The 18,759-nt window shown below is 51.1% G+C and carries 11 protein-coding genes; 4 read left to right on the top strand and 7 right to left on the bottom strand.

Going from position 1 to position 18,759, the window contains the following annotated elements; all coding sequences use genetic code 11:
- Nucleotides 1-4 precede the first annotated feature (4 nt).
- Complete coding sequence (locus tag P2W70_RS13490) at nt 5-1,834, bottom strand: RagB/SusD family nutrient uptake outer membrane protein (protein WP_276482000.1); 1,830 nt, start codon at nt 1,832-1,834, stop codon at nt 5-7.
- 31 nt (nt 1,835-1,865) lie between these two features.
- Nucleotides 1,866-5,090, bottom strand: coding sequence for a SusC/RagA family TonB-linked outer membrane protein (locus tag P2W70_RS13485; protein WP_276481999.1), 3,225 nt, complete (start codon nt 5,088-5,090; stop codon nt 1,866-1,868).
- Nucleotides 5,091-5,428: 338 nt separating this feature from the next.
- On the opposite strand from P2W70_RS13485, the gene P2W70_RS13480 reads away from it, so the two are divergent.
- The 4 genes from P2W70_RS13480 to P2W70_RS13465 all read left to right on the top strand — a co-directional run bounded on the left by P2W70_RS13480 (nt 5,429) and on the right by P2W70_RS13465 (nt 8,942).
- A complete protein-coding gene (locus P2W70_RS13480) occupies nt 5,429-6,463 on the top strand; it encodes a LacI family DNA-binding transcriptional regulator (protein WP_276481998.1) in 1,035 nt (344 codons plus the stop codon).
- Nucleotides 6,464-6,617: 154 nt separating this feature from the next.
- A complete protein-coding gene (locus P2W70_RS13475; protein WP_276481997.1) occupies nt 6,618-7,379 on the top strand; it encodes an SDR family NAD(P)-dependent oxidoreductase in 762 nt (253 codons plus the stop codon).
- A 106-nt stretch (nt 7,380-7,485) separates the two neighbouring features.
- Nucleotides 7,486-8,088: a DUF5034 domain-containing protein gene (locus P2W70_RS13470; protein WP_276481996.1), complete on the top strand. Its 603-nt coding sequence runs from the start codon at nt 7,486-7,488 to the stop codon at nt 8,086-8,088.
- Nucleotides 8,088-8,942: a hypothetical protein gene (locus P2W70_RS13465; RefSeq protein WP_276481995.1), complete on the top strand. Its 855-nt coding sequence runs from the start codon at nt 8,088-8,090 to the stop codon at nt 8,940-8,942. The genes P2W70_RS13470 and P2W70_RS13465 overlap by 1 nt, the downstream gene beginning before the upstream one ends.
- On the opposite strand, the gene P2W70_RS13460 is transcribed toward P2W70_RS13465, so the two are convergent.
- The 5 genes from P2W70_RS13460 to P2W70_RS13440 all read right to left on the bottom strand — a co-directional run bounded on the left by P2W70_RS13460 (nt 8,939) and on the right by P2W70_RS13440 (nt 18,751).
- On the bottom strand, nt 8,939-10,696 hold the full coding sequence (locus P2W70_RS13460; protein WP_276481994.1) for a glycoside hydrolase family 9 protein: 1,758 nt from the start codon (nt 10,694-10,696) through the stop codon (nt 8,939-8,941). The two genes, P2W70_RS13465 and P2W70_RS13460, sit on opposite strands and share 4 nt — an antisense overlap.
- Before the next feature lie 12 nt (nt 10,697-10,708).
- A complete protein-coding gene (locus tag P2W70_RS13455; RefSeq protein ID WP_276481993.1) occupies nt 10,709-12,631 on the bottom strand; it encodes a T9SS type A sorting domain-containing protein in 1,923 nt (640 codons plus the stop codon).
- A 79-nt stretch (nt 12,632-12,710) separates the two neighbouring features.
- Complete coding sequence (locus tag P2W70_RS13450) at nt 12,711-13,919, bottom strand: glycan-binding surface protein (RefSeq protein WP_276481992.1); 1,209 nt, start codon at nt 13,917-13,919, stop codon at nt 12,711-12,713.
- 29 nt (nt 13,920-13,948) lie between these two features.
- Complete coding sequence (locus P2W70_RS13445) at nt 13,949-15,559, bottom strand: RagB/SusD family nutrient uptake outer membrane protein (protein ID WP_276481991.1); 1,611 nt, start codon at nt 15,557-15,559, stop codon at nt 13,949-13,951.
- 18 nt (nt 15,560-15,577) lie between these two features.
- The gene (locus tag P2W70_RS13440) at nt 15,578-18,751 is read right to left on the bottom strand and encodes a SusC/RagA family TonB-linked outer membrane protein (RefSeq protein ID WP_276481990.1); all 3,174 of its coding nucleotides are present in this window, start codon (nt 18,749-18,751) and stop codon (nt 15,578-15,580) included.
- Nucleotides 18,752-18,759 lie beyond the last annotated feature (8 nt).

Here is an 18,759-nt window from a genome sequence, read left to right as displayed (position 1 = left end):
AGTTTTAGTATCCGTATCCGTCGTTTCTCAGTGTGCCCTGGCTATTGGTGATCACAGAACCATGTAAAGGCAATATGTATTTTACAGCCTCTGCACCACTGTTGTCAGCATACCCTCTCCAGCTGCGCACGATGAAGTCGCCAGGCTGACTGGTTGTATTGTTCCACAATCCACGTGTCCAGGTTACACGGATATAGCCATCGGGATTATCTCCTTTGGCTGGCAAATCAACCACCGGTGGTGCTACAGCAGGCTTTCTGTATTTGGAATAGAAAGCAGCCGTTTTGCCTACCGTCTTTTTGTAGTAGAGATAGTCGGGATAATTGGCGTAAGTACCGGTTCCGGCAAAGGCATCAGCTCCCAGTTCGGCCATCATTTGTTTGGCTTCCACGATCTTTTGGCCGTAGTTGTTCCATCTGGCCAGATCATATTTACGCAGACACTCACCACCAAACTCCCAGGCACGCTCATCCACGATCGCTTCAAAGAATGTTTCTTTGGACGAGCGGGCAGCAATATAGGCATCGACCTTTTCGCTCCAGTTGGCGGCATCGAAAGCACGTTTACGTACCTGCGCCAGGGCATCTTTCGCAGTAGCCGTAGGCGCTCCATTGATCTCGTTTTCCGTTTCGGCCAACATCAGCAATACATCGCTGTAGCGCATCAGCGGCCAGTTGATACCGGTTCCTTTGGCTGAAGCAGAACCGGGGGCAGTTTTCAGCCACAGGCGGTTCCACTTGCCGGGAGCAATGCCAGTAACCGCGGTAGGAATTTCCTGCAGGGTACCATCAAAATAGACGATCGAGCAGGTAGTCTCCAGGCGTTTATCGAGCGTATCGAAGGAGTAATAGTAACTGGGTGGTAAACTCAGGTAATTGGAACCAGAACCATAGGCATGGGCGCCTGCATCCACACGTACGCCATTGCACCAACCCACATCACCAAAGCCGGGATGGAAGGCCACCTCATACAACACATCCATACCCAGTGGTGTTAAGCCCTGGCATTCGTTGTAGAAGATCTCTTTGAAATTGGGCGTCAGCGTATGCGGTTTCAATTCGATCAGCTTCTTACAAGCGTCGTTGGCGATCTTGTAATAGTCGAGGTAGTCGGGCATCCGTCTCATCTTCATATCAGGATACAACCAGTAACCACCGCGCATCAGCGACAGCCGGGAGATCATACCCAACACGAATTCGCGGTTGATGCGCTCGATACCAAAATCCAGGTCACTGGCCCACATCATATCGGGTTCAAACTTCTTGAGGTCATTAATGAGATAGGTCAGTATGCTGTCGCGGCCCGTGCGGGGCAGGAAGAAATTATCACCTGCAGTAGTTGACTTGATGGAGAAAGGAACATCTCCCCAATGGTTCATCAACAGGTAATACCAATAGGCACGCAAGGTAGCTGCTTCGCCAGCCAGCTGTTTCAGCGCAGGATTGGTTTTATAGGCAGCATTGGCAACGATACCATCCACACAATCATTCGCACGGTTGATGGCATTGTAGGCATTGTTCCAGACAGTGAGCAGATCCTGGTTGGCGCTGGTCGCTTCGAAAGACCAGATATCCCGGCGCGAGTTGTCAGGAGTGGCACCTACCCCACCCACTTCCACATCGGAGTTGCCGGTGAAGTTGTTAGACACCCGGGAAGTGAAGGCATCCTGGTTAAACAGGGCATACACCGCGTTAACGGCCTTCTTGGCATCCGTCTCATTGCCATAGATATAATCCGGGGTGAAAGAAGATTCAAATTCCTTATTGAGGAATTTCTTACAGGATCCTGCAACCAGTGGCAGTAGCGCAAGGCTGTATATAGCAAGTCGTTTCATACAAATAGTTTTTCGGTGTTGAGAGGTGCTGTTAGAATGTCACATTAAGACCCACCGTATAGGTTCGGCTTTTCGGATAACCCGAATAGTCGACGCCCGGCGTCAGGGCATTGTAACCTGTATTGCGGTTGGCACTTACCTCGGGATCGTAACCGGTGTATTTGGTCCACAGGAACGCGTTGTATACCGTAGCATACACCCGGAAGCGGCTCATCAGCGCTTTGGAGATAATATTCTTCGGCAAAGAATAACCCACCGTAATATTGTTCAACCGGATGAAAGAACCATCTTCCACTGCCCAGGAATGAAACACCGGCGATGCAGTGCCCATGGAGAAGGGCGTCCAGATCTTGGCATCTTTGTTCAACTCGGCTAATTTTTGCAGGTCCGTCACCAGGGCACCGTTTGCATCGATGTATTTATAGCGGTCGTTCGAATTCATGGTGTTGAGCATATTGCCATACGTATTACGGTACAGCATGTTCAAACCGATCTTTCCGGTGTTGTACACGTCATTGCCGTATACAAAATTGAAGAATACGGAGGCATCAAATCCTTTAAAGGTGGTGTTCAGGCCAAACCCTCCCTGGAATTTTGGCAGGGCCTTGCCGATCACCTGGCGGTCCTTGTCGGCAGTAATAAAGCCATCGCCATCCAGGTCTTTCAGTTTCAGCAATCCGGGTCGCATCGAGATACCACCCAGTACGGTGGCTGCATTGGGCACTTTGTCTTTCAGTACATAGGTTGTACCGTTGTTGGAAGCAAAGTCGTCGGAGGTGTAAAAGCCATCGGTTACATACCCATACATCAGACCTACGGTTTCCCCGACCAGCGCACGGAAATCATCCTGTGCTTTCAAATCGGTGCTGGCCCAGTTGGATCCAACTACGATCTGCGTAGCGCCCCCCAGGTCGTCGATCTTGGAAGTGTTGGTACCAATATTGAACGTGGCGTTGAGTGTGAAATCTTTCTTTGTCAGCACGGTAGCATTTAACCCCAGTTCGATTCCCCTGTTGGAGGTTTGCCCGATATTGATCATCTGGGTACTGAAGCCTGTCGTTTGCGGAATGGGTTGCGCTACCAGCAAGTCCTTGGTGGTGTTCCAGTATACGTCGAGGCTACCGGTGACCTTGTTCTTGAACAAGGTGAAGTCGAGCCCTGCGTTACGCGTAACCGTCGTTTCCCAGCGAAGGGAGGGATTGGGCAGCTCCGTGGAGGCGAACACATAATAAGGATTGGCTACATCGCCGAAACCAATCGTGCGTACATCGGAGATGGCATAGGTCTTTTTGAAACGATCGAGACCTACCCGGTTGTTACCTGCTTCCCCATAGCTCACGCGGAACTTCAGGTCGTCGATGAAGTCGATATCGCGCATGAATTGCTCTTCCGACAAGCGGTAGGCCAATGAAGCAGACGGGAAGTATGCCCATTTATTATCTTCAGCAAACAGGCTCGATCCATCAGCCCGGAAAGTTAATGCTGCCAGGAACTTGCTGTTGAAGGAGTAATTCACCCGGCCAAAGAACGACAGCAACGAGCTACCGATCCGGTCGTGTGTTGAAAGACGATCAACGGTGCCCAATGACATATTGGAAAACAACTTCTCGGGCAGCAGGTTTTCGGCAAAATATTTCGCCCGCATGAATTTATAGACGCCGTCTCCATCGAGCATTTCCTGGCCACCCATGACCGTGAAGGAATGGTCCTTGCCGAGTTTGAACTGGTAGGTCAGGGTATTGGAGATCCGGTAGCCATTTCTAAGTTCATCCGTGATCTCGCCCAGCGGCAGGTTACCACCCACATTCCTGGATTCGCCGGTCAGCGGTCCGTAGTAACGACGGGTTTCATCCTGTACGCGGTCGATATTGAAGTCTGTGCGCCAATTGAGGCCGCGCATGATATTCCAGCTCAGGGCAGCGCTGAGGTTGAGGGTATTGTTGAGCCTCCTGCGGTAATCCTGCGTTACCACTTTGGTGGGAGGGATCAGGCTTTTCAGGAATTGATCGTAATCATCTCCCTGGTCCTGCGACACTTCATCCGGCACGATCTGGTCGGCCAGTCCGTTTACCGGGCGTGTGGTGATGCCATCACTGACCCGTACACTGGATTGACCGGAGGTGCCCGCACCCATCGTGGTGGCGCGGCTGTAACGAACCCCCGCATCAAACTTCAGGGATTTGGAGATCTCGTGATTCAATTTGAAGCTCAGGTAATTTCTAGCATATGATGAACCGGTCATCAACCCTTCATCCTGGTTATTGGTGAAGCTCAGGTTGATCTTGGTCTTGTCGGTACCGCCTGCGAGGCTAACGTTGTGTTGTTGCGATGTTTGCGGATGACCAAACAGTTCCTCCTGCCAGTCGGTGCCCTTTTGCGCTTTGTACAGCTCCAGGTCTTCAAACACCCCAAAGTATTTGCTGAAGGCATCCACTTCGGCCTGACTCCGCAAGCGGGCATATTCATATTGCGCCAGCACAAACTCATATGGTGATAATACCTTCAGTTTACGGGGGAAAGTGCGCATCTGACCAAAGCCGTTGTAAGAAATATTCGTTTTACCAGCTTTGGCCCGCTTGGTCGTCACAATGATCACCCCATTGGCACCGCGGGCACCATAAATAGCAGAAGCCGATGCATCTTTCAACACATCGAAGCTTTCAATATCGGTCGTGGCGATATCGTTCATACTTTCCACCGGAAAACCATCCACGATGATGAGGGGCGAGTTGTCTTGCGTAACAGAGCCTCCACCGCGTACCCGGATCACGATCTCTGCACCGGGCGCACCATCGGTCGTCGTCACCATCACACCCGGGATACGACCCGTCAGCGCTTCCGCCGCATTGGCCACTGGTATACGCTCCAGCTCCTTACCTGATAAAGAAGAAATGGCGCCAGTCAGATCCTTCCTTTTGGAAGTACCGTAACCGATCACCACGACATCGTCGAGTGAACTTAGGTTTTTCCTCAGACGAACGTTAATGAGGGTAGAAGAACCTACAGCAATCGTTTGCGACACAAAACCCAGCGACGTAAAAGTCAATTGTGGTCGTTTCGCAGTAGCCGGGATGACGATGGTAAATCGACCATCGGTGCCGGTTTGAGCTCCATTGGTGGTACCTTCCAGGATGACAGAAACACCCGGCACAGGGGCTCCGGTACTGTCATCGACCACGGCTCCTTTTACGGCGTTCTGGGCATGGAGGGCTTTTGATGCAATAAATAACACCAATAGCATCAACAGTCTTTTCATACAGCAGTTTTTAAATGAAATGTTCGGTATTTATGTTGGGGTCACTGAATATGCGGAGAATCAATAATAAGATGAGGGAGGTACGTGGAGCAGTATCCACCAGGAGCAAGTAATTTCCTAAGCATAAGCAAGCAATTTATTCGTTAGCAAATAGCACAACAATGCTATACCCTTTTTCATGATTGTGAAAGACTTTGATTTCTTTTATTTACGCAATCGTTCCCGGCAACGATGGCGTTGTGTCAAAATGACAAGTGAATGTTTTACAGGGCTCTGCAAGAAAAACTGTATCTTAGTGACCGACGACAAACGGACCTCATCAAACCAACGGCAGGCATATGAAATTTGAAGCAGTAACCATTAAAGATATTGCTAAAGCACTCGGAATATCTACATCGACTGTTTCAAGAGCCCTGCGCGACAGCTATGAGATCAGCCCCGAAACGAAACAGCTGGTACTGGACTGTGCCGAAAAGCTGAACTATCGTCCCAATCCGATTGCACTCAGCCTCAAGGAGAAACGCAGCCGCTCCATCGGCGTGGTCGTTTGCGAGATCGCCAACAACTTCTTCTCCCAGATCATCAATGGCATTGAATCCATCTCGTACGATCGCGGCTACAATGTGATCATCTCGCAAAGCCACGAGTCGTATGAACGCGAAGTCATGGACCTGCGTTACCTCGCCTCCCGCTCGGTAGATGGCTTGCTGATCTCCGTATCGACCGAAACGAACGATATCAGTCACCTCAAAGCCCTGCACGAAAAGGGCCTTCCCATCGTATTCTTCGACCGGATCACAGAAGAGATCGATACCCATAGCGTGATCGTCGATAATTTCAAAGGAGCGTACGAAGCCACCGAACACCTCGTACAGAATGGCTACAAGCGCATCGCTGCCATCGCCAACTCCGAATTCCTGTCCATTACGTCCGAACGACTGGCCGGCTACCGCGAAGCGCTGCTGGCCAATGGCCTCAAACCTGAAGACGGGCTGATCAAACATTGTTTTTATGGTGGCATGATCTTCTCCGAAATCGAAGAAGCCGTGAACCGGCTTTTTACCCTGAAGCAAAAACCCGATGCCATCGTCACCATGAGCGACAAACTCACCAGCGGCTGCCTCAAAACCCTGAAAAGACGTGGCCTGCGGGTACCGGAAGACATTGCCCTGGTAGGATTCTCCAACTCGGATATCGCCGAGCTCATAAGCCCGCCCCTCACCGTCGTGCGCCAACCCGCCTATGAAATAGGGCGTGACGCCACAGAGTTGCTGCTGCAATTGATCGAAAGCAAACGGCCCGTCAAGCAATTTGAAAAGCGTACCCTTACCCCGGAACTGCAGATACGCGAATCTTCCCTGCCGAAGAAATAAGCGTTGCGTAAGCATCCCCCCCACATACTGCCCCCCTAGCCCGGTTGACCGGTTTTTTCCCAAAAACTGAAACAGTCACCATTTTTCCTGAATCTGTCACCATGCCTCATCCAGGCATATCTGGCAATTTTGTGGTGTACTAAAACCAAAAAAGATGTCAACTACCAACAAAATAGCCCTCGTTACCGGCGGTAGCCGGGGATTGGGTAAAAATGCAGCCCTCACCCTGGCAAAAAAGGGGATTCATGTCATCCTCACCTACAGAAGCAAAAAAGAAGAAGCAGACGCCGTCGTCGCAGACATTCGACAAATGGGATTGATGTCGGCTTCCCTGCGCTTAGACGTCGGCGAATCCCACACGTTCGATGCGTTCTTCGCCGAGCTAACTTCGGTTTTGAAGGATCAGTTTGGCCGCGGGCAGTTCGACTTCCTGGTCAACAATGCCGGTATCGATGGTACCAGTCCGATCGCCACCACCAGTGAGCAACTGTTCGACGATATGTTCCATGTACACCTCAAAGGCACCTATTTCGTGACGCAGAAAGCGCTGCCTTTGCTGGCTGACGGCGGTCGTATCATCAATTTTTCTTCGGGCCTGGCCCGCTTTGCCATACCCGGTTACAGCGCTTACGCGGCCATGAAAGGTGGCATCGAAGTGTTTACGCGTTACCTCGCCAAAGAACTCGGCAGTCGCAACATCACTGCCAACACCATTGCACCCGGCCCCGTCGAAACAGACTTCACCCGCCACTCTCTCGGCAATCCCCAGATCCGTAATGTACTGGTGGGCCAAACTGCGCTGGGGCGTACCGGTCAACCCGACGATATTGGTGGCGTGATCGCGTTCCTCTGTTCACCCGAGGCCGCCTGGATCACCGCCCAACGCATCGAGGTTTCAGGGGGCATCTTTCTGTAATCCGAAAAAAAGGTTCCGCAGGAGGAAAAAATGACCAGCCAAGCAACTAACTGTGCAGATAAGTGGTCATATTGGGACACCGCCCCTATAGCGGTTACCCTTCACCATGAAAAAAGTCATTTTCCTCCTGCTATTCCCCCTCATCGCCGAAGTAGTGGTATCCTGCTGCGGTTGTGTGGGAACACTAACCTTCCGGTATAGCAACCAATCTATTACCGTCCGCCAGTTGGACAACAGTGGTACCCAACCCGCGGAAAGCCAGGCCGACACCGTTCGTAAAACTGCGTATGGCGTCCGGGTCTTCCTGAAACGGGAACGATTGGCCTGCCTGCAAAAACGGCCTTCCCTGTTCATCTCTTCCGCCTATGCCTTAAGTTGTGGTTGCGAGCCAGCCTCTTCCTATCTTGCCAAAGACTCTATCCAGGCCATCCACATCATTACCACCAATGCCTTCGACAACACCCATCCCGCGGGCTCCGATATCAGCCCCTATTTCAAGGTCTTTCACAATTATACCTTGTCCTTGTTGAGCGACTACGTGAAGGACTGGCGCCCTACCCTCTTCGAGGAGGCCGATCTCCAGCCCTCCCAAGACATCCTCCTGATGACCCCGCCCACCCTGGGTCCCGAACACAGTTTCAAAGTGCAGTACCACCTGTCTGATGGTCGTATCCTGGAATCTACTACCCCTTCTGTAAAACTGCTCTGATGTACAAAAAGATCATGCTGTTCATACTGGTGGCTTTGCACGCTGGTAGCCTGACCGCCCAACAGCAAAAGGAAAGCTATAATGGGAAATTGGAATGGCAATTGGGTGTAAGCGCCGGCACAAGCCTGCCTGTAAGCAAATTACTGAGCGGGCGCCCTACTGACCAACTGGTCAACTATAGCAATACCAGTTCTAACCTATCCTATTCCCTCGGCGTTTTCTTTCATCCGCGCTGGGGCCTCGAATTCAGTATCGGCAACGTCCATTCGCCGAAAGATGGCCGGAAAGAAAAATTCTATGCGGCTTTGCAAAGCCAGTATGCGGATCGCTACCTGATCGATCCCTATCCCGGATTAGAACGAAATAACTTTAGCAGTATCGCGGGAATGCGTGCGATGTTAGGTGTCACGTATCGCTGGGAGAAAAAAAACTGGTTATTCTTTCCAAAACTCTCCGCCGGTATTACAGATTTCAGCACCACCGACTATATTATTTACCTGAAAGAAAAAGGGGGCAACCATTACCAGCAACTGGCCTTTATATACCCACCTGTCAATGGCCCAACTGCTTTCACCATAGGCCTGGCAGGCGTAGCCAAATACCGGATCAACCGATGGCTGGCTGTTAGTGGCGAATTGAACAGCACCTATTTCAAAGCGAATTTTACATTCAACAAAACGATCCAGGACCTCGATACGAAAACATTACTTTCGGAAGCGATCCCATACCGGGAACACGTGTTTACCTTTACGCCTCAGGTGGGATTGACCATTTGTCTGAAGCCCCATCCCAATCCCAGGGCCAAACAGCTTTCGCCTAAAAACAAAAAGTACAAAAACCCCTTATACTTTTAATACCCTACCCGTACACGCAATGCCTCCACCGCAGCAGCCAGATAAACCGCCGGCGCATTCCAGTTGATCGCAATTTCATTGCTGGCATAAGAACAATCGGCATCGGTAAAACTGGTCTCCGGTTCGTTGTAGGGATATTTACAATGATCCTGCTGACCAGGATTGGGGCCTCCCGATAGCAGGCCCGGCACCGGTGGCACGATACCATCAGCTACAGAAGGCCGGTGGTGCGGGTGCATCACCTGGTAAGTCCCGATACCGGTAATAAAAGAATACCCCGTGGCATTGCGCCCGAGCAGGTAATCCAGGTTACTCAAAGCCCCTGATACGTATTTTTTATTGCCGGTGAGTATCCACGCATTGATCAACAAGATGCCCTGGTTGGCAGCCACTGAACTACTGCCCCATACAAAGTCTGTACGGTAGCGCCCCATCACGGTACCAAAAGCACTTTGCGGCACGGCAGCCACATAGCCATCGGCATAGGCCAGGAGCTTACTGCGCATAGCAGCAGCCTGAGCAGGAAACCTCGATGCATAATGTTTGCCATGACGTAACAGCGAGTACTGCCCCAACATCCGCACATTGGCCCAGGAGGGGATCGACACCAATTGCTGTTCTTCTTTGGCAATGGTTGTTGTATAGGTCTCGTCCTGCGTAGTGATCCATAACTCTGCCGCCGCCCAATACCATTCATCGGTAAAATTGCGGTCACCATATCCTCCCGTGCTGACGACCGGTGTAAATTCCTTATTGAGTTTATCCTGGTCATACGGCAGGTCAGGATGCGCTACCGACCATTGCCAGGCCAGGCGGGCTGCCGCAAGACAGGAATCACGCAGTCCCGGCAATTGCTTGGCAAACTTGCCGGCGATCCTTGCCGCCTGCGCCATCACCGCCGCAAAATCGAGGGTAGCTGCCGTTCCTTTTTGTACCACATACCGCGGCGCTTTGGTAACGCCCGGCATCACCATCCCATCGAAACTGACATTGGTGCATTTGTTGTATACACCACCATCGGCCGGGTCCTGCATGGTCAGCATCCAGCGCAGGTTGACCAGCACTTCATCGAGCAGGTCGGGTATTTTATTAGGGCTTTCGGGTATATGCGTACGCAGTGTATCGAAATAAGGAGCAAAATCTTCATAGGCCGCCAACAAGGTACCCATGGTGATACCGCTGTTGACAATATACTTATTGTAGTCACCGGCATCGTACCAGCCGCCGGGTGAGGCGATCACCGTGCCTGCAGGCCGGTTGGCACTGGCAGCGCCTGGATGTATCATCACAGCTGTATCGGGATGCCCCGCCGGCCGGTGCCAGATACCAGCATACGTTTTCTCCAAGGGTGTAGATACACGCTGGTAATAGAATCCCTTCAGCAGGGCTACTGCGGTAGCATGGTGTACATGCTGACCGATACGAAATAGATAAGAAGCCTCCAGTCCCGGCACCAACAACCGATAGCTGCCGGGCCTGGTAAAGCTGCTGAAATCTGCTTGCCGTGTCTGCAGCGAAGAATTGGCAGACGGCTGCTCTTTACCCAGCTTACCCCGGTATACCGTGTCATTGCGGGGTACGCTGACCAGGTAATAATCGTCTGATATAGTATTGCCAACGACGGCGGCCCACTTGGGCGCTTTGGTATAATACCCCTCCTGGTTGATGCGAACCGGGTTTACAGGCCCCTGTGCCTGTACCGTTGCACTGCCCATCAACCCTACCAAGATCATCTTCCATGCTTTCGATACCATATTGCACAATTTTTAAGGTACGATCAGTTTTTTTGTAGTACTGCCTTTGGCAGTGATCACCTGCAGGTGATAAGTACCGGCAGGCAACCATTGTTTCGCCGCATACAGTTGCTGCCCACGAATGCTGGTGGCCAACAATGATTGACCGGCTGTATTGACGATCCGTAAACTTAGTGGTTCGGCCGGTGTAAACCCTTGTAACCGCACATTGAACCGACCTTTGGGTGCTGGATTGGGAAACACCTGCACCATCTTGCCGTCCGGATCGATATCCACCACACTGGTAACACTGCTTTTTTCCACCAATATAAAACTGGCGGAACGTGGGGGCAAACTGATCCGCACATCATTGTCGCAATTTGCGGCATCCGCTTTCAGGTCCACGTAATTGGCGGGTCCACCCGCTACACCAGTTGGTCCATTACCATTCACCAATACTTTACGGGAAAACTCCCCATTGTCGTTGTCGCCAGTCAGCGTATACCAATAATACCGCCCACCCGGCACAAAGTTCTGGAAGTTCAGCTTGACATGTTGCGTGCCCGTGCCCTTGTTGACGAGCACCACCCCTGCCTGTCCGGAAGCAAAAGTGGAAGCATAACTTACCACTTCATTGTTGCCTGTCACGGAGGAGGCTACCAGCTGATCGCCAAAGTATTTGCGGAAATAATACATATGGTAGAAAGATGGTCGTGGTGTCCATTTGCCAACACCCGGTTCGTCACCCGCACTGAAGGTACCATGATCATTGCCATTATCCCAACCATTCGACAAATCCCAGCGGGAGGCCTGACCATATTTGTTGTTGATCAGCTCACCCAGTGTGAGCGTAGCATGCAGTCCATTGATGTGCGACACGGCCTGTTTGGACCCCACAGCAAAAATATTCCATTCCGTCAGCGCAATGGGTTTCAACGCAACACCGGCCAGTTGTGTGGTGGTACGCATCCAGTTCATCATGTTGCCCGTTTCTGTAGCGGCAGTAGCCAGGATGGCACTGGCCGTTGAATTTTCATTGAAGGGCGTGTAGTAAGAATGGATGATGAAAAAGTCAGCAGCGTTGCCCGCTTTTTTGAAGTACTCACTGTTCCAGGCACGGTCGGGCACATTCCAGGAATTGGCGGCATCGTACTGGATCAGTTGCCCACCGATATGAATGGTATGGCCTTTTTCGCTCGCCGCTTTCTTCATCGAGTCGATAAACACCTTGATGTGTTCACCATACAGACCACCGTTAATGACCTCCGGCTGACCATCCTTATTTTTCGTAACATCGATCCTGAAGCCCGCCTGCCACGGTCCGGCATCTTCATTGCCGATCTCCCAGAATTTCGTTCGCCCATTGTCATAGCGTACCCAATCGGCCGCATAATGCGCAGCCTGTTTTACAGGATCGGCGCTCGTACCATACCGTGCGTAACTGTAGTTGACGGTGATGATACCGGTACTGTTGGTTTGCTGCAGCATGGCATAGTAGTTATCCAGCGAGAGCGTCCAGCCTGCTGTATTTTTTCCATACCAATAACCGGCGATCACCTTCTTGCCATCCGAATCGTACAAAGAATCCGGCACATCGGCCGGCGGTGTACCAGGCTGTCTATCCCAGAAATAAACACTACTGATATTGCCACCCGGCATCCGGATCAGGTTGGGGGCCAGTTGTTTGATGTGATCGATCAATACCGGCTCGGTCACCATTTGGGTCATATAGGGATTGGCATTGTTACCAAACAGGTATTTCGATACCTTATTGACTATCGTACCCGCATCGATGGTCACCGTTACCGTAGCGGTGCCCGCAGGCTTGGCAACGGTATTGAAGGCCGGCGCTACGATGTTGACGGGTTGCCAGTCGTTGAGGAAGAATCCGGGATCCTGAGCAAGCAATCGGCTGGCGGACAGGATGCAGCAAATAGCAAACAAGCGTGTCTTCACAGTATCCGTTTAGGTGCTAAAAAAAAGACAGGTGGCAATCATCACACCACCTGCCAGTTCGCCTTTCCACTAACCGTGGTTATTTTATTTTGACAACACGAATATTGTCAAGGTTCAATTCCAGTTTTTCGATGGCGGTACTTTCCAGGTTCACAAACATGATGTTCATCTTCCAGGAAGTAGCATTTTTCAGGAAGGCCGTCAGCGATGGAGCAGGATCCCCCGAACCATCTACCCCGTTGGCCTTGGTCTTGAATTGGGTGAGCGGTATCTCTACCGTTTGCCAGCCATTGGTCGTGAAGGGAGCAGCGCTGCCGTCGGCTTTTTTCCAGGGCACATAATTGGCCAGGTAAGTCCAGTCACCATCCCGCACGATATAGATATGACCCGATGTCCAGGGCACTTTTACATTGATCTCAAACTTGACGGCATAATTATCCAGCGGCTTGTTGAGATCGGCAGCAGGCACCCATTGCCCGGGATGCGTATTGATCGATTTGTTGCCATTCCACCAACCGCCATCGCCACCGGCAATCGCGGTACCTTTGATACGGGCAAAGTTACCATGGCCACCAGGATAGGCCGAGTTGTCAGTAACCGCTTCGCCACCCCATTCCATCTTGTCTACATTATCGGCATTGTGCAGTACACCGGTGGTAAAGTCATTGAAGAGCAAAACAGAGGTACCGGCACCATAGCGGTTCGACACTTTCATGGGGCCGGAAGCTGTAATACCCGTGGGTACTGTTACTTCCAGTTGCGTACCCGTACTGTTGGAAGTGATATTCGAGGTAACTTCTTTGCCACCCGGGAAGGTCACTTTGTCGATGAAGAAGAAGTTATTGCCATTGATCGTTACCCGTGTTCCAGCCACTGCATTTTCATTTGACATCGACGAGATCACCGGTGCGGGTGGTACGATGGGAAAATCAAATACGACCTCCCCATTGGCCGTCACCACTTTTACCTTGTTGAGGTCTTCCACTTTCAGGCTGGCAAAAGGCATATCGGCCGGAATAGTGACAACGATATTGGTCTCGGCCAGCAACGCAGAATTGAACGGTGCCGGATAACCATTGAAGTAGACCTGGGTGGTACTGGCAAAGCCGCTACCCTGTATCACCACCGTCTGGCCAGGACCTGCCTTGGTCAGCGTGGAGTCATTGGGAGCAGGGTCGATCGCCCGCAGGCGGGCGATCGTAGGTGCGCCGTCCTTGTCCTTGTCACAAGCCACCAGGGCGGTGACGAGGGCCAGGAGCAGCATACAATATCTTATGTAATTACGCATGTGTGCGAAGATTAGAAGTTAGGTAAAATTTACTCGGGCAATACGCTGAAATCAAACGGCACGGCTGGCTTGGCCAGTCCGGGAGCTTTCACCAGCTCTGCCTCGGGTAGTGGCAGGTACATGGTGGCATCCGTTACCGGATACTTCGCCGTGGTGAATACAGGCTTCCAGGTACGTGGATTGGACCCCGCATTGTACGTTAATGTATACGACCCTTTGTCCTGGTCATTGATGATGTTCTTGGCCTTCGTCGGGTTGTAGTAATACAGGCGCATAAGCTCATACCAATAGATGCCTTCAAATACGGTCTCGATGCGCTTTTCCAGGAAGATATCATCAAAGGTGATGGAGGACTTCTCCGGCATACCGGCCCGTTTGCGTACTGCATTGTAATATTTCAACGCTTCGGCATCGGAAGTAGTGGCGGCATCACCCAGGATAGATTCTGCATAGATCAGGTATACTTCTGCCATACGCAGCATATACGTATTGATGTAAGCGCACATTTCGCTGCCCTTGCCGCCATTGTCTTTGACTGAACCAATGATATACTTCTTTGTGTTGGCGATATCGGTAAAGGTGTAGCGATAGCCGCCCAGATCTTTTCGTATCTCAGGATAAAAGTCGCCATCAAACATAAAGGTGGCTTTGCGACGGATGGAATCGTTGGGATTGCTAACATAGTAATTCACCAGGTTGGCAGAAGCGCCATGCGCAGCCCCCCATCCATCCCAACTGCCGGTGATATCTCCATTGCGGGCCATATACGCCTGGAAGGAATTGTTAATACCCCAGGGATCTTTGATGGGCATCCACTGGATGGAGAACAGGCTCTCTTTATTGTTTTTAGAACTGTTGTGGTTCTCTCCGCGAAACAGATCAGCGTAATTTGCTTCCAGGCCGTTCGGCGCATTGTGCACCACATCAGCTGCAAAATATTTCGCGCTGTCGAGGTCGGTTTTGCGGCGGGTAGCTCCACTACCCACACCGGCACGTGTAAGGTACATCCTGGCCAGCATGCCTTCTGCTGAGTATTTAGTCAGCCGGCCTTCTCCAAACGGTGTCGGCGGAAGGTGCTGAGCGGCATAATTAAGGTCTTTCAGGATCAGTTCCCAGATACTCTCGATGGTATTGCGGGTTACATTGGGATCACCCATCTGCGTCACGTTGTCGTAAATGATGGGTACAGCGCCCCAGTTGCTCACCAGGAAATAATATCCCATGGCGCGCATGAAACGACATTCACCAATAGCCGCATTACGCACATCGGCGGGTACCGCCGTAGCATTTTTACGGATATTGTACATGGTCTGATTGCTCTGCGCAATGATCTTGTAGAAAGATTTGTAGGCTGGCAACAGCGTATTGACGTCTGTGGCAGCTACTGCAAAGCGATAAAACGCGTCGCGGTCATTGGAGATCATATTGCCGCCCCGGGCATCGCCAAATGACAGGGCTGCTTTATCGTTATAATCGAACCATACGACATTGTACAGGGGAGCGGTTCCAGCCCGCACCTCGTCGGTCGTTTTGTAAAAGATGTCAGCGATCAAACGATCTTCCGGCGGTCGGTTGAGAAACTCTTTGCTGCAGGACTGCGCCAGCACCAGTATCGTTAATAATAATATGAGCTTATTCATATACAGCAATTTTAATGGTTAGAACTCAGCGGTAAGGCTGAAAGAATACATTCTGGTAGAAGGATAGCGGGCATCGTCGACACCCACTGCCAGCGACCCGTTAACAGGTCTCATACCTACCTCGGGATCATACCCCTTATATTTCGTAAACGTAGCCAGGTTCTGCACCCCAGCCGACACCTTCAGGAATTTCATGGCTGCCTTGGAAGACCAACGGGCAGGCACGATATACGACAAGGTTACGTTCTTGATACGAACATAAGAGCCGTCTTCAATGTACCATTGGTTGGCCCGGAAATTACCATTGGCCGTATTGGTAGTGATACGGGGTATCTGGTAGCCAGGATTGTTCAATTTAGTGCTGGCGTCGTTGGCATCCACACTGCTGGGACGGGCGAAGTCGGCTACCGACCTGAAATAGTTGCTGAATACACCGGTACCTTGTGGGTTTTCATTGATATACCGGGTATAGTTGAAAATATCATTACCCTGTACACCGATGATCAATACACTCAGGTCAAAATTTTTGTACGAGAAGGTATTGGTGAGGCCAAAAGTGAACTTAGGCCAGGGATTACCAATAACCACACGGTCATTCTGATCGACAATCCCATCCGGCTTACCATCTTTATTGGGTCCATCCACATCCTTGAACTTCACATCTCCTACCCAGGTACCCTGTGTAGGACTGATCAGCTTAGCGCCACTCAGTTGGTTTGCGTGGTTCTTGATCTCATCGATATTCTGGAACAGTCCTTCCGCATAGTAGCCGGTAAACAAGGCCGCCGGCTGACCGATGCGGGATGAAGTGATCAGCGAGCTGGTCTTATACGTGCTGTTGATCGGTGAATTTTGATAGAAGCTCAGTATCTCATTACGATCGACCGAGAAATTGGCGCCCGTTTTCCAGGTAAACGGACTTTCGACGTTCACGGAATTAATGGTGATGCCGAAACCTTTATTACGCATGGAGCCTACGTTGGTCGTCGGGAAGCGTATATAACCAGACGAGTAGCTCATGTCACCCCCGGAATAGAATGGATAATCGTTGATGGTGAGCAGGTCATCCACCTTCTTGATGTAAAAATCACCGATTATTTCAAGTCGGTTATTGAACATACGCAGGTCAAAGCCCAAATTGGTCGTCACGGAATTTTCCCATTTCATAAAAGGATTGGAAAAGTTCTGCGACAGGTAGCCAGTACCAGAGGCGGTGGGCACACTGTACAATGCAGCCCAATAGCCATCGGCACTCGAATTACCACTTGCACCATATTCAACCCGTAATTTCAAGTCGTTAATGGCGTCAACAGATTGCAGGAATTTCTCTTTGGAAACCCTCCAGGCTGCAGATACAGCCGGAAAATTACCCCAACGGTTTGCCTCTCCGAAAGACGACGCACCATCCCTCCGAATAACGAATTGAAGGATATACTTGTCATCATACACATAGTTGAGGCGGCCAAAAAACGATTCGCGGGCAACTGATCCTTTGCTGCTGTTATTCGTCGCCGTGAGCGCATCCCCACCAGACAATTCCTGCACGGCATTGGATACGAAGTTGCGACGCATACCCTCTAATCCTTCCCAACCATTTTCGTTGGATTCATGGCCAGCCATGGCGGTGAAGACATGCTTGTTGATCCTGAAGTCGTATTGCAAACGTTGTTGCAAACCCCACCAATAGTCGTTTTCTGCCGTGCGGCTCGATTCGGTGATGGCGTTTTCCAGGCCATTGAACTTGTAAGAAGGCTTGAAGATGTACTTATTCTTGTACTGAAAATAGCCGTTGACCTCATTATGGAAAACCAGCCCTTTTAGCAGCGTGATATCAGCATATAAGCCACCAGTAAATGCCATTGCCTTGTTGCGGTTGTTGTTGATCGATGCCAGCGCCACGGGATTGCTGAACTGGAACTGGGTGGAAACAGGGCCACCCCAGCTACCATCCGGGTTGGTTACCGGTACACTTGGGTTTTGACTGATGGCTAGATTGAGCAGGTCGCCATTGCTGGTATTGACCTGTTCGCGTACCTGACTGACACTTAGGTTGGTACCGATCCTTAACCAGCGACGGGTTTGGTTGTCGAGATTAAGACGTACGGAATAGCGCTCAAATCCTGAACCGCGGGCAACACCTTCCTGTTTGAAGTATTCCGCACCGGTATAGAAGGTCGTGCGATCATTACCGCCACTCAGGCCCAGGCTGTATTTCTGCAACAGGGTGCGACGGAACAAGGCGGCCTGCCAATCGGAACCTTCACCAAGTACCGACGGATCGGCAAAAGTAGGTTCGAATGCTGCACCGCCCGATTTGGCAAACTCATTGCGGTAGGTGGCGTATTCCCGAAGGTTCATCACAGGAATTCTGTCCGGCACATCCTGGATGCTAACCAGGGTGTTAAAATTTACTTTGGTTTCGCCTGATTTACCTCTTTTGGTGGTAATCATCACCACACCATTACCCCCGGCTGAACCATAGATCGATGTGGCTGCAGGTCCCTGCAACACGTTCATCGTTTCGATATCGTCAGGATTGATCGTCGACAACAGATTGGTACCGGTATTGTCACCACCACCAGCGTTGCCAATCCGCATCTGCACGCCGTCTACTACATACAGCGGTTGCGTACTATAGCTCAGGGAGTTGATACCGCGGATCAGTACCGAGGCGGGCGCGCCAGGCTGGCCGCTGTTGGAAGTAACATACACGTTGGCAGCGCGGCCTTGCAGCCCCTGCTCCAGCGAAGTATTGACGGTGCGGCTGATGTCGGTAGAAGTGACCGTTACCTGCGAACTACTGAGGTCGGTTTTCTTCATACGGCCATACCCTACCACGACTACATCCTGCAGGTCGTTGTAGTCTTTATCAAGCCGGATCTCAACGACTGCACTACTGCCTACTTTTACAGCCTTGGTGGCGTAACCTACCGAGCTCACCTCCAGCACATCGCCGGTTTTGGCTTCAATGGCGAATTCACCCTGGCCATTGGTAGAAACTGACTGACTGGTGCCTTTAATGGTTACTGAAGCTGATACGACAGGCTCTTCGCCCAGCTTGCCGGTTACTTTACCGGAAATCTTACGCTTAGCAGTTCCGTCCTGTGCGTAGCCCGGAGAGATGGCCAGCATACACAGCACCAGTATCCACAACAGTGATACCGGTTTGTTGACAGTTTTGGTCTTTTTCATATGTGATC

The sequence above is a fragment of the Paraflavitalea pollutisoli genome, assembly GCF_029360705.1.
GTDB lineage: Bacteria > Bacteroidota > Bacteroidia > Chitinophagales > Chitinophagaceae > Paraflavitalea > Paraflavitalea pollutisoli.
The sequence above is the reverse complement of the archived record's forward strand: the minus strand, read 5'-3'. Positions and strand labels throughout refer to the sequence as shown.